The following is a 12,309-nucleotide window of genomic DNA, read 5'->3' on the forward strand; positions in this document are numbered from 1 at the left end:
GGCCGGCCTGGCGGTCAACGAAAATTGGCCCTTGGCGAAATGGGTCGCGCGGGTTGACCGCAGGGTGGCACACGCCGATCATTGGCGGGTGAACACCTTCATGGCCATCATGTCACAGCTCTTTTGGGGAGTGACCGTCGGCGCCCTCACCGTCACAGCCAGCGCGATCGGCAAGATCCTCCTGGCCGTCGGGGTGATCGGCGGCCTGGGCTGGTGGGCCTTGCGCCGTCGCTTGCGCGATCCATAGACCGAGAGCTGGCGTCTCATCGGCGCGACCCGCTGCGCATGCCCACAAGCACGAGCCGACGACGACAAGCCGATCTGGGCTAAGCCGACCTTTCTGCCGCCCACCAGACACGACAAGGCCCCGATTCGCGCAGAACCGGGGCCTCGATAAGGTCGTCTGGGAAAGACGTCCCTGAAAGACGTGTCAGTTGGTGCCGGCACCCATCGGAATGGGCGTGCCCTGCTTCAGATAAACACGATTGTCGTCGATCTTCTCGACTTGCTCGAGCGCGATATAGTGATGCGCGCCGTCGCTGCTGTCAGTACGCGTCAACTTGATACGGTTGTCATCGATCTCATCGACTGTACCCACGTGCTGCCCGTTACAATCGGCAACTTCCATATGCTCTTTGATGCGAAGTTTCTCAAACATGTGAATCCTTCCTGCTTTTTCAGATACTTTCATGGACTTAACGAAAGGCGGACCCACTTTGTTCCATCGTTCGTCGCAACTGAAAAACGCCTTGCGGATTCGCTCGCGAAGATGCCACCCGTACTTCGCAAGCCGCGCCTCGCTCAATCGTAGACGACGCCTGCGAGCCCCTGGCCCCCGTCCGCGATGAAAGCATCGATCCGCGCTTCGAGGAGGGGGAGCGGGACGGAGCCCAGCGCCAGCACCACATCGTGGAACTTGCGGATATCGAAGCGTTCGCCGAGCGCGTCCTGCGCCTTGGTGCGCATCCGCCGGATCGTCATTTCGCCCAGCTTGTAGGCCAGCGCTTGGCCCGGCCAGGAGATGTAGCGATCGACTTCGGTGCGCACTTCGTGATCCGAAAGCGCAGTGCGATCGGCTAGGTAGCGCACGGCTTTCTCGCGATCCCAGCCGTAATGATGGATGCCGGTATCGATGACGAGGCGCACCGCACGCCACATCTCGTAGGAGAGCCGGCCGAACCGTTCGTAAGGCGTGCGGTAGATCCCCATCTCCTCGCCCAGGAACTCGGTGTAGAGCCCCCAGCCTTCGCCCATCCCGGAAAAGTAGATGTTCCGCCGAAAGGCCGGGGCCTGCGCCAGCTCGGACTGAAAGCTGAACTGGAACGAGTGGCCGGGCGTGCACTCGTGCAGCGTGAGCGCCGGGATGTTGTACAAGGGGCGTGAAGGCAGGTCGTGCGTGTTCATCTGGCACGCGCCTTCGCCGCCGCGCCCGGCGGTGTAGAACGGCGCCAGCGCCTCGGGCACCGGACGGATGGTGAATGGCTTGCGCGGGAGGAAGCCGAACATGTCCTCCAGCCGCCCGTCGACGCGCTTGGCGACGTAGGCGGAAACGCCCATGAGCTCGTCCGGAGTCTTGGCGATGAACTGCGGATCGCGCTTCAGCTTGGCGTTGAATTCGGCGATCGTGCCTTCGAAGCCCACTTCGGCCATGATCTTGCGCATCTCGCTCTCGATCCGCGCCACTTCGCCGAGGCCGATTAGGTGGATCTGCTCCGCCGTCAGGTCGAGCGTCGTGTACTGGCGGATGTTCTGCGCATACCACTCCTTGCCGCCGGGCACGGCCTCGGCAGCGAGCGTCTTGCGCGTACCCGGCAAGTACTCCTCGCGGAAAAAGCGGAGCAGACGGGTATAGGCAGGGACTACCGCCTGAGCGATCGCCGCTTGTCCCTCACGCTGCAGCCGGTGGCGTTCGGCTTCGGGGAAGCGCGCAGGGATTTGTTCGAAGGCGAGGGCGAACGGATTGCCCGCGCTGCGCGTGTAAGGCACGATCGAGGCATCGCGCCCTTCCAGCGTCACGCGCGGGACCGAGAAGCCGCGTTTCAGACCGACGCGGGCGTTGGCGATGTTCTCGTCGATGAAGCGCGGCACGTCGCGCATGCGGGACAGATAGCGATCATATTCCTCGACCGTCTCGAAACCGCGGCGGCTGTCGAGATAGGTCCAGAAACTGGAATCCGAATCGAACGGCATTTCCCATTCGCGCTGCCTCGCATCGCCGATCCGCTCCTCGAGATCGGCGCGCAGCACGGCGGCATTGATCTGTTCGTCCGACGACAATGCGGCGCGGTCGATCGCATCGAGCTTTTCCAGCAAGGCGCGGTAGTGGGCGAGGCGCCGCTCCTGCGCTTGCGGAGTGACTGCGCGCAGTGCGTTGCCGGGCTGAACTTCGCCGCGCGCGGTCTCGATCTCGTGCAAGTCCTTGAGCTGCCACTGCCAGTACCCTTCATAGAGCGCCCGCAGCCGGTCGTCCGCGGACGAGGCGTGCGCGGGGGAGGCGTGAACGGGTACGGAGGGCAGCGCGCAAGCGGCCAGCAGGGCCAGCGCGGCCAGCCGGAGCGGGGTCACAGTTTGCCGAACTTCGCTTCGTAACCACCGGTGTCGCCGCTCGCCAGCAGCTTTGCCTGCTCCACCCAGTTGTCGCGGCGGGGGCGACCGGCGAAAGCGCCGAGCTTGGGATCGAGCGCATCGAGATCGGCCTCGGTCCAGCTCGCGATCTGGGCATAACTGGTCACGCCCAGCTGCTGGAGCACCGTTGCGAGTTTGGGGCCTATGCCCTTGATGCGGCGCAAGTCGTCCGCTTGGCCGCTGGCGCCCGGTTCCGCTGCAGGCGCAACGGTGGGAGCCGGGGCCGGAGCCGGAGCAGGCGCGGGCGCGGGGTTAGGAGCAGGAGGCGTCGCGGGTTGCGGCGTTTCCACCGCAGCGGGCCGGTGCAGCGGTTCCTCGCCCGCTTCGTCAGCGACCTCTCGGGCCTCGACCGTCGCCCGCAAGTCCTTTTTGGCTTGCGCCTCGGCGACATTGTCCTGCGCGGCGACCGATACGATCTCGCCGATCCCCGCCATCGTTCCGGCCGCTGGTGGCGTACTGAGCGAGGCCGCAGGCGGCGCATCGATCAGCGCCTGGTTGCGCCGGGCGGGCGCTGCGCCTTCGTCCAGAACGTCGGGCCGGCGGTCGCGAACCGCGCCTTTCGATCCGCGTGCGAAAAGCCACCACGCGACGACGATCCCGATGATCAATGCCGCGATGAAGATCAGCCAGTTGGCTTCGATCATCTGTACCAAGACGTCACCTCTTGCGTTTGAACGCGATCCAGCCCGCGCCGAACCCCAAGCCATAGGCGAAGAGTGCGGTCACGGCCATTTCAAGCCAGAGCGGCATCGTGCGACCCTTTCCGGCACGCGGGCGTGCAGCCCCGTTGAGAACAGCGCGCCATAGTCACCCCGATCCCGGCGTGTCGATGGGCGTGGGTTTGACCGGCGCGCTGACGATCACTGAGAATTCGATACGGCGGTTCGCGGCATCGAGCGGATCGAGCCCCGCAATCGGCTCCTTGGAGCCGACGCCGATCGAGCGCAGGCCGTCCGCAGGAATGCCGCGTCCGATCAGTGCATAGCGGACCGCATCGGCGCGCGCGCGCGACAGCGCAACGTTTGCCGCGGGATTACCGTTGCCATCGGTATGTCCGGTGATCGCAATGATGCTGCCGACGCAGGGGCGCAGCGAATCGGCAACCTCGTCGAGCAGGCGTTCGCTGCCGGATTCGATCCGGGCGCTGGCTTCGGAAAAACGGATCGTGCGGGTTTCCAGGATCCGCTCGACATCTTCCTGACAATGCAGCGAGGCCTGTTCGGTATCGGAAATGCTGCCATCGCGGTTGCGCCAGGTGATGCCGCCGATGCCGGGCACCGCGACCACGGCCGCCGCGATGGCACTGCGGGTCTGCGGCGAAAGCGCCTCGCCGCCAGAGAGCTGCGGATGCCGGGTCAGCCAGCCGAACTCGTTTTCGAAGCGCAGGCCGACGTCCTGGCCGCCCGCCGCATCCTTGGCGATGGTGGCCTTGGCCGCCAATTCATCGACGAAGGCCTGGCCGGTATGACGTTCGCCATACACGGACAGACCCAGAGTCAGCAGGCCCCCGGCAAGGGCGATAGCGGCGCGATAGGGATTCACTCCGGAAGCGATAACCGCCCCGGGCGCTCGCGACAACTCTCGGCCGCGCTCGCGCACCGGGGGGAAGGGGGAATCAGCCGCCTTTCAGCGAATCCGCGACGTCGACCAGTCGCAGGAACTCCTGTCGCCAGAAATCATCCTGTTGGCCCGCCAGCGTGGCGATGCCTTCGCCGTCGAACCCGTTCATCAGTTCGTCGCCGCGCAGGACCTGGCCAAAGGCCGCGACCGCGGTCGCAAAGGCGAAGTCGCCGCGCGGCTGGCCGGCACTGGCGAGGAGGCTCGCAGGGACCGGCCTCTCGATCAGCTTCGAGACTTTGCCATCGGGCATCTTGTAGCGCAGCTTGACGAAAGCGAGTTCGCCCGAGCTTCGAGCGGCAGGGGGGATCTTGTCCTCGTATCGGCGCGGAGCGATCCAGCCTTTCGCGCCCGTGGGCACGATCTCGTAGATCGCGGTGACTTGATGCCCGGCGCCGATATCGCCGGCATCGACGCGATCGTTGTCGAAATCCTCCTCGCGCAGCGCGCGGTTTTCGTAACCGAGCAGGCGGTACTGGCTGACGTGCGCGGGATTGAATTCGACCTGGATTTTCACGTCCTTGGCGATGGTGAAAAGGGTCGAGCTCATCTGCTCGCCGAGCACCTTCTTCGCCTCGAGCGCGCTGTCGATGTAGGCGTAGTTGCCGTTCCCGTGATCGGCGATCTGCTCCATCATCGCTTCGTTGTAATTGCCCGTGCCGAAGCCGAGCGTGGTCAGCGTGATCCCGTTCTCGCGCTCCTGCTCGATCATCTCGATCAGCGCATCGGTGTTCGCGACGCCGACGTTGAAATCACCGTCGGTGCCGATGAGGATGCGATTGACGCCGCCCTCGATGAAGTTGTCGCGCGCGATGTTGTAAGCGAGCTTTAGCCCGGCCGCGCCCGCGGTCGATCCGCCCGCCTGCAGCCGGTCGAGCGCCTCGCGGATCTTACGCGTGTCGTTGGTCGGCTCGAGCACCATTCCGGCGGCGCCGGCGTAGACCACGATCGAGACCGTGTCCTGCTTGCCGAGCTCACCGGCGAGCCCTGTCAGCGCCGTCTTGAGCAAGGGGAGCTTGTCGGGCGAGTTCATCGAGCCGGAGACATCGAGCAGGAACACCAGATTCGCCGGCGGACGCGCGGCGCGCGGCAAGTCATAACCGCGCAAGCCGATGCGCAGCAGACGGGTCGCAGGATTCCAGGGTGTCGCTGCGACGTCGGTGCTGACGGTGAAGGGCACGTCGCGGCCGACCGGCTTGGTGTAGTCGTAGCGGAAGTAGTTGATCAGTTCCTCGGTCCGCACCGCGGCCTGCGGCGGCAGTTGGCCTTGCGTGAGGAACCGGCGCGTGTTGGCGTAAGCGCCGGTGTCGACGTCGACCGAGAAGGTCGAAACGGGCTCGGCGCGAGTCAGATGCACGGGATCGACAGCCTTGCCATCGTATTTCTCGCGTCCGGGATCGAGGGCGACCATGACCGGGGGGACCATGTAGCGGCTCTGCGATTGGACTTGGGGTGCGCCCGTCGGCGCAGGCGCGGCAATCGCTTTGCCCGTCGTGACGATCCCTGGCGGGGGAGGAGGAGGTGGTGGTGGTGGAGGGGGCGGCGGCGGCGGCGGCGGTACTTCGCCGGCGTCGGCGACCTCGCTCCGGCTGCCGGTAAGGACGATCTGCTCTGAGTCGCTGGGGCCGGCAGCACAACCCGCCAGTACGGCAAACCCGCCGGCAGCAACGATCAGGCGAGTACGGTCGATGCACGCACGCATGCGTTTCCCTCCATCACTGGTTCCCACTGTGCACGAGCAGAGCGTTCCAGCCGTGAATGTCGACTGAACGTTTCATGCGAGAGACGAACGGTTAGGAAGGTGCGCTTTTCCGGAACAGAACCCGGTCTTCCTCGGCGAAACCCCAGCGCCACAGGATCGCGAAGAACACCGCGAGGATGGCCGGAATTCCGAAAGCGAGCTCGGCCCATTCGGGCAGGTAGCGGGTGGCGGCCCAACCCACGATCACGGCAGGCGCGGCGGCCGCGAGCAGCGCCCAGCGCCAGTTGTTGACAGGCTTGTTCAGGCGCGCGGCGAGCATGCGCGATTTGACGATCGAGGCCATGCCCAGCGCCACCATCAGCGCTGCGGCGGCGGCAGCGGCCTGAAACAGTTCGCCATAGCCGAGCCGTTGCACGAGCAGGATGCCGCCGACCGTGAGCAGCGCCTGCAGCGCGATCGTCGCGACCGACACGATGAGGTTGCGTATGCGCGCCATGTAGATGAGGGCCGCTTCGGACACGACAGCGGTCGCGGCGGCGACTTCGGCGGCGAGCAGGAAGGCGAGCGCTCCGGTGCCGGAGACGAACTCTGGCCCGATCAGGCCCATGACGCCCTCGCCGGGAATACCGAGCGCCAGCGCGATCCCGGCTTGCGCGGCCGTGATCCAGAACCCGACTTGGCAGACTTGCCGTGCGATCGCGGCATAGTCGCGCTCCTTGAGCTTGCGCGTGATAACCGGGCCAAGGATCGGCTCGAAGCTCGTCTTGAGTTTCTGTGGCAGGCTCGCGACTTGTTGCGCCACGTAATAGATCCCGACCGCGCGCGGCTCTGCAAAAATGCCGAGGATGAGGATGTCGATCCGTCGGGTGCCCCATTCGATCGCGTCGGCCGTGGCCAGCGGCAAGCTGCGCAGCGTGAGACGCCCGAGCGCGCGCGGCGCCGGCCGCCAGTTCTTCGGCCGACCGTAGGCGCGCAGGAACGGGATGAACGCCGTGAGGGCGGCGGCGAGCACCGAGGCGATATAGGCCGTCGCGAGCCCGTATTCGGGCGCGACGAACACCATCAGCCCGGCAACGATCGATATCGTCCAGGGCTCGACGATCGCCCGCGCGCGCACGGTGGAAGCGATATCGAAACGATAGGCGAGCGCCGCCAGCCAGATCTCGGTCAGGGCCAGCGCCGGTATCGCCAGCACCATCAGCCGGTCCGCGACGGTGAAGCGTCCGCCGGGGAATAGCGGCTGCGGGAAGATCCAGAAGACCAGGGCGAGCAAGCAGGAAGCGACCAGCGCGACCAGCATACCGTCGGCCACGACGTTCGCCGGGTGCTCGTCGGTTTCGGTGAGTCGTTGCGCCAGCCCGCGCTTTTCGCCCAGCGTGCACAGCATCGCGGTCAGCTCGATGACGACCAGGGCCGAAGCGAACACGCCGAGCGCTGCGGGGCCGTAGCCGGGCGCGCGACCGGCGATGAACAGGAAAGGGATGCGCGCGGCAAGGCGCAGGAAGAAACCGAGGAAATTGGTCCGGCCGCCCTTGGCGAGTGCGGCGATATCGTCTTGCGGCGCCGCGCCCGCGGTCCGTTCGCTCAAGCGAGCTGCTCCCGCTCGTCGCGCAAGGGGCGGGCCAGCAGTTCGGTCACGATCGTGCCGGCGGGGGCTTCGCCTGCGAGAAGACGGCACACCGCTTCGACGATCGGCATCTCGATCCCGTCGCGCGCGGCGATTTCGGCCAGCACGGGTGCAGTGTGCGCGCCCTCGGCTACACTGTTCTTGCCTGCGAGCGCTTCCAGAGCGCTCATCCCCTGGCCCAGCGCCAGGCCCAGCGAGAAATTGCGGCTCGACGTCGACGAGCAAGTGAGCACCAGATCGCCGAGCCCGCACAAGCCGGCCAGCGTCTCTGCCTCGGCGCCTTTGGCGAGGCCGAAGCGCAGCATTTCGGCATAGCCGCGCGCGATCAGCGCGGCGCGGGCGTTCTGGCCGAGGTTGAGCCCCTCGACCACGCCGCAAGCGATGGCGAGCACGTTCTTGACCGCGCCGCCGATCTCCGCGCCGATCACGTCGTGCGAATAGTAGGGCCGCAGTCCGGGCCGCGCGATCATCGGAGCGAGCCGATCCCACTGGCTGCGCGCTCCCGCGCAGGCGAGCGTGACCGCGGTGGGCAGCCCGGCGGCGACTTCGTGGGCGAAGGTCGGCCCCGAGAGGACCGCGAGATCGGCGTTCGGTGCGGCCTCGCGCGCGACGTCGAGCATCAGCCGGCCGCTGCCCGCCTCAATCCCCTTGGCGCACAGCACCAGATCGCGCGGCCCGGCGGGCAGCCCCGCGATGACCGAGCTCAGGAACTGCGCGGGCACCACGATCAGCAGGGCCGAACAGTCCGCGAAAGTGCCAAGATCGCTAGTCGCACGAATGGTCTCGGCCAGCCGCGCGCTGGGCAGGTAGATGCTGTTCGCTTGCCGCTCATTGATCTCTTCGACGAGTTCGGGTTCTCGCGCCCAGAGCCGCACATGCGAACCGTCGCTCGCCAGCGATTGCGCCAGGGCCGTGCCCCAGGCGCCGGCACCGATCACGCCGACCGGCGCTGCAGGGATCGCGTCGCTCATGCCTTGACTCCGGCCCCGCGCACCGCCTCGGCACCGGGGTCGAGCGGCCAGCGCGGTCGTGCCGCGACATCGAGCGGATCGCTCTGCCCCAGCGCGAGGCGTTCGATTCCGGCCCAGGCGATCATCGCCGCGTTGTCGGTGCACAGCGGCAGGGGCGGTGCCGTGAAGGGCAGGCCGTGTTCGGCAGCGAGGGCTTCGAGCGCGGCGCGGATCGCTTTGTTCGCCGCGACCCCGCCCGCGACCACGAGCGCGGTGGGCGTTCCCGCCACCGCAAGGGCGCGGCGTGTGCGGTCGACGAGGCAGTCGATCGCGGCTTGCTGGAACGAGGCGGCAATATCGGCGTCGGCGTATTCGCCCGAATCGCGGGCGCGCAGGACGGCGCTCTTGAGCCCCGCGAACGAGAAATGCGGTTCGGGCTTGCCCCTGAGCGGACGCGGCAGTGGCACCGCGCGCGGATCCCCGGTCGCCGCCAGCCGTTCGACGGCGGGCCCGCCGGGATAGCCCAGACCGAGCAGCTTGGCCGTCTTGTCGAAGGCTTCGCCCAGCGCATCATCGATCGTCGTCGCCAGGCGGCGGTATTCGCCCACGCCTTCGACCAGCAGGATCTGGCAATGGCCGCCCGACACCAGCAGCAGAAGATAGGGATAGGCAAGCGTCGCATCGGCGAGGCGCGGCGAGAGCGCGTGCCCTTCGAGATGATTGAGCGCAATCAGCGGCTTTTCGCTCGCCATCGCCAGTGCCTTGGCGGTGACGAGGCCGACCATGACTCCGCCGATCAGCCCCGGCCCTGCGGTCGCGGCGATCGCATCGACTTCATCGAGCGCCATCCCGGCATCCGCCAGCGTTGCTTCGATCAGGGGCGCCAGCCGCTCGACATGCGCGCGCGCGGCGATTTCGGGAACCACGCCGCCATAGGGCCGGTGCGCCTCGTCCTGCGACGCGATGCGCTGCGCCAGGATCGTGCGATCCTCGCGCACCAGGGCCGCGGCCGTCTCGTCGCACGAGCTTTCGATTCCGAGAACGATCCTCATCCCACTCACACTTCGGCGCTTTCATTGGCGGCCAATTTGGTTCGGTCTGCTCTGGCCGACCTTTCCCTTCGCGGCAATGGGGAGTAGCAACCTTCACCCATGTCTGCCGTACTCCCAGCTCAGGTTCGCCTCGGCACTCGCCGCTCGCCGCTCGCCATGGCCCAGGCCGAAGAGGCGCGAGACCGGCTCGCCGCCGCGCACGGCATCGATGCCGCCCATATAGAGATCGTGCCGGTGACCGCCAGTGGCGACCGCGTGCAGGATCGCGCGCTGGCCGAGATCGGCGGGAAGGCGCTGTGGACCAAGGAGCTCGACGCCTGGCTGCTCGAAGGGCGGATCGACTTTGCCGTGCATTCGGCCAAGGACGTCGAAACGATCCGTCCGCCCGAGATCGCGATCGGCGCGATTTTGCCGCGCGAGGATGTGCGCGACGTGCTGATCGGGGCGGAGAGCATCGCGCACCTGCCCCAGGGCGCGGTCGTCGGCACGAGCGCGCCGCGCCGTGCGGCGCAGCTGCTCCACGCTCGACCCGATTGCAGCGCGGTCACCTTCCGCGGCAATGTCGCCACGCGACTGGCCAAGCTGGCGGCGGGCGAAGTCGATGCGACGTTCCTGGCGGCCGCCGGGCTCAATCGCCTGGGCGAAACCGGCACGGGCCATCGCCTTGATGCCGAGGAATGGCTGCCCGCGCCCGGGCAGGCGGCGATCTTGGTCGAATGCCGCGCGGGCGATGCCGCGACGCTCGAACTCCTGAGCGCGATCGACGACGCCCCGAGCCGCCATGCGGTGCTGGCCGAACGCGCGCTGCTGGCGGCTCTCGGCGGCAATTGCCACAGCCCGATCGCCGTGCTGACCAGGCAGGCGGGCGAGCAGATCGCGCTGAGGGTGTCCTTGTTCAGTCCCGACGGTGCGGAGCGCGTGGACGGCACCGCGACGTTCGCTGCCGGCGATACGCAAGGGCCTGCTCGTCTCGCCGCCGATCTCCTGGCGCGTGCGGTTCCCGCCATCGCGTGTCACTTCGGCGGCAGCGGATGAAGCCGCTCGTCGTTATCCGGCCGCAACCCGGCGCCGAAGCGACGGCGACCGCGGCGCGCGCGCTTGGTCTCGATGTGCACGTCCATTCGCTGTTCGCGGTGCGCCCGCTGCCCTGGGAGCCACCACCGCGCGAGCAATTCGATGCGCTCCTGATCGGCAGCGCCAACGGCATGCGGCACGCGGGAGCCGGCCTTGCCGCCTATCGCGGCATGCCGGCCTATGCCGTGGGTGACAAGACCGCAGACGCTGCGCGCGATGCGGGGCTCGACGTCGTCGCTTCGGGCAGCGGCGGCTTGCAGGAAGTGCTCGACGCGGTGGCGCCCGAACATCGCCGCTTGCTGCGCATCGCCGGGCGCGAGCATGTGGACTTGATCGTGCCCGAGGGCGTGACGCTGATCGCGCGCGAGGTCTATGCCAGCGAGCCCAAGCCGATGCCGCGCGAACTGGCGGAGCTGCTGGCTCGGCCCGCCGTCGTGGCGCTCCATTCGGGCGAAGCCGCGGCGCATTTCGCCCAGCTGTGCGACGAAGCCGGGATCGATCGCAGCCTCCACGGATTGGCCGCGATCGGTCCGCGCGTCGCGCAACGGGCGGGCGAAGGCTGGGCTGTGGTCTCGGTCGCCGAAACGACGAGCGATGCGGCTTTGCTGGCCTTGGCTGGCGAGATGTGCCAAGAACCCGGCCTGAAACCCAACGCCGCCCGGGAATCCATGAACGCAGAATACCCACCGATCGAGACCAGGTCTTCGGTCACGGCGTACGATCCGCCGCAGCGTCGCCGTCCGCGAGGCGGCATGTTGATGCTCACTCTTCTGGCGTTCCTGTTCGGCGCGGCGCTGTTCGGCTGGCTCGAATGGCAAGGCTACCTCGACAATCTGCTGCCCTCCAACGCGCCCGCGACCGAGCAGTCGGAGCCGTCGCCGCAAGTCACACCCGATGCGCAGGCCGATGGCAGCGCGTCGAGCCCGGAAGCGCAAGTCGCGCGGCTGGCGAGCATCGGCGGCATGGAAGCGCGCCTCGCGATGCTGGAAGACCGGCTCTCGCGGCTCGATTTCCAGGCCAACGCCGCTTCGGGCAATGCCGCGCGGGCCGAAGGGCTGCTGATCGCCTTTGCAGCGCGCCGCATGATCGACCGCGGCGAGCCGCTCACGTTCGTGGCGGATCAGCTGCGCATCCGCTTCGCCAATGCCCAGCCACGCGCGGTCGAAACGATCATCAACTTCGCCGCCGAGCCGGTGACGATCGACGAACTGTCCGCGCGGCTTGATGCGCTGTCGCCCGAACTGATCGACCAGCAGGACGAAGGCACATTGTGGGATCGTCTGCGCTCCGACTTCGGCGGCCTGTTCAAGCTACGCCGCGACAGCTCGACGGTGCTGGGCCCCAAGGCCCGGATCGAGCGGGCGCGCCTGATGCTGACGGCGCGCCGCATTCCCGAAGCGATCGACGAAGTCGAACGGCTGCCCGGAGCCTCGTCCGCCGAAAAGTGGATCGTCGATGCGCGACGCTACGAGGCGGCGCAGCGCGCGCTCGACCTGATCGAGACGACCGCCATGCTGGAGCCGCGCCGGCTGCAGGATGCGGAAGGCCATTCCGTGGAGCAGGACAGCCCGCTCGCACAGCCGGCACCGATTCCCGATGCCGCGGCTCAGACGGGCGGCACGGTCGCCCCGCAACCCGGCGCCTGATCCCGGCGATTGGCGC

11 protein-coding genes are annotated in these 12,309 nt (G+C 67.6%); 3 read left to right on the top strand and 8 right to left on the bottom strand.

Going from position 1 to position 12,309, the window contains the following annotated elements:
• Positions 1 to 100 precede the first annotated feature (100 nt).
• Positions 101 to 247: a hypothetical protein gene (locus tag GQO94_RS15990; protein WP_198046002.1), complete on the top strand. Its 147-nt coding sequence runs from the start codon at positions 101 to 103 to the stop codon at positions 245 to 247.
• A 183-nt stretch (positions 248 to 430) separates the two neighbouring features.
• Here the strand turns inward: GQO94_RS15990 and GQO94_RS21415 are convergent, their stop codons facing one another.
• The 8 genes from GQO94_RS21415 to tsaD all read right to left on the bottom strand — a co-directional run bounded on the left by GQO94_RS21415 (position 431) and on the right by tsaD (position 9,573).
• Positions 431 to 805: a DUF2171 domain-containing protein gene (locus GQO94_RS21415; RefSeq protein ID WP_408636642.1), complete on the bottom strand. Its 375-nt coding sequence runs from the start codon at positions 803 to 805 to the stop codon at positions 431 to 433.
• Positions 802 to 2,565: a DUF885 domain-containing protein gene (locus GQO94_RS16000; RefSeq protein ID WP_156842443.1), complete on the bottom strand. Its 1,764-nt coding sequence runs from the start codon at positions 2,563 to 2,565 to the stop codon at positions 802 to 804. The genes GQO94_RS21415 and GQO94_RS16000 overlap by 4 nt, the downstream gene beginning before the upstream one ends.
• Positions 2,562 to 3,269 (bottom strand): hypothetical protein, encoded by a 708-nt coding sequence (locus tag GQO94_RS16005; RefSeq protein ID WP_156842489.1) that lies wholly within the window; start codon positions 3,267 to 3,269, stop codon positions 2,562 to 2,564. The genes GQO94_RS16000 and GQO94_RS16005 overlap by 4 nt, the downstream gene beginning before the upstream one ends.
• A 163-nt stretch (positions 3,270 to 3,432) precedes the next feature.
• Positions 3,433 to 4,167: an OmpA family protein gene (locus GQO94_RS16010; RefSeq protein WP_156842444.1), complete on the bottom strand. Its 735-nt coding sequence runs from the start codon at positions 4,165 to 4,167 to the stop codon at positions 3,433 to 3,435.
• 73 nt (positions 4,168 to 4,240) lie between these two features.
• The gene (locus GQO94_RS16015; RefSeq protein WP_156842445.1) at positions 4,241 to 5,944 is read right to left on the bottom strand and encodes a vWA domain-containing protein; all 1,704 of its coding nucleotides are present in this window, start codon (positions 5,942 to 5,944) and stop codon (positions 4,241 to 4,243) included.
• 91 nt (positions 5,945 to 6,035) lie between these two features.
• On the bottom strand, positions 6,036 to 7,532 hold the full coding sequence (locus GQO94_RS16020) for a lipopolysaccharide biosynthesis protein (RefSeq protein ID WP_232332966.1): 1,497 nt from the start codon (positions 7,530 to 7,532) through the stop codon (positions 6,036 to 6,038).
• Positions 7,529 to 8,542, bottom strand: coding sequence for an NAD(P)H-dependent glycerol-3-phosphate dehydrogenase (locus tag GQO94_RS16025; RefSeq protein WP_156842446.1), 1,014 nt, complete (start codon positions 8,540 to 8,542; stop codon positions 7,529 to 7,531). The genes GQO94_RS16020 and GQO94_RS16025 overlap by 4 nt, the downstream gene beginning before the upstream one ends.
• Positions 8,539 to 9,573, bottom strand: a complete 1,035-nt coding sequence (tsaD, locus tag GQO94_RS16030; RefSeq protein ID WP_156842491.1) for a tRNA (adenosine(37)-N6)-threonylcarbamoyltransferase complex transferase subunit TsaD — start codon at positions 9,571 to 9,573, stop codon at positions 8,539 to 8,541. The genes GQO94_RS16025 and tsaD overlap by 4 nt, the downstream gene beginning before the upstream one ends.
• 99 nt (positions 9,574 to 9,672) lie before the next feature.
• Here tsaD and hemC point away from each other — a divergent pair, with 99 nt between their 5' ends.
• Entirely contained in the window at positions 9,673 to 10,608 is a 936-nt protein-coding gene (gene hemC, locus GQO94_RS16035) for a hydroxymethylbilane synthase (protein WP_156842447.1), read from the top strand.
• Positions 10,605 to 12,293, top strand: a complete 1,689-nt coding sequence (locus GQO94_RS21060; protein ID WP_232332967.1) for a uroporphyrinogen-III synthase — start codon at positions 10,605 to 10,607, stop codon at positions 12,291 to 12,293. The genes hemC and GQO94_RS21060 overlap by 4 nt, the downstream gene beginning before the upstream one ends.
• Positions 12,294 to 12,309: the final 16 nt, after the last annotated feature.

This window comes from Novosphingobium aquimarinum, assembly GCF_009746585.1.
GTDB classification, from domain to species: Bacteria; Pseudomonadota; Alphaproteobacteria; order Sphingomonadales; family Sphingomonadaceae; genus Novosphingobium; species Novosphingobium aquimarinum.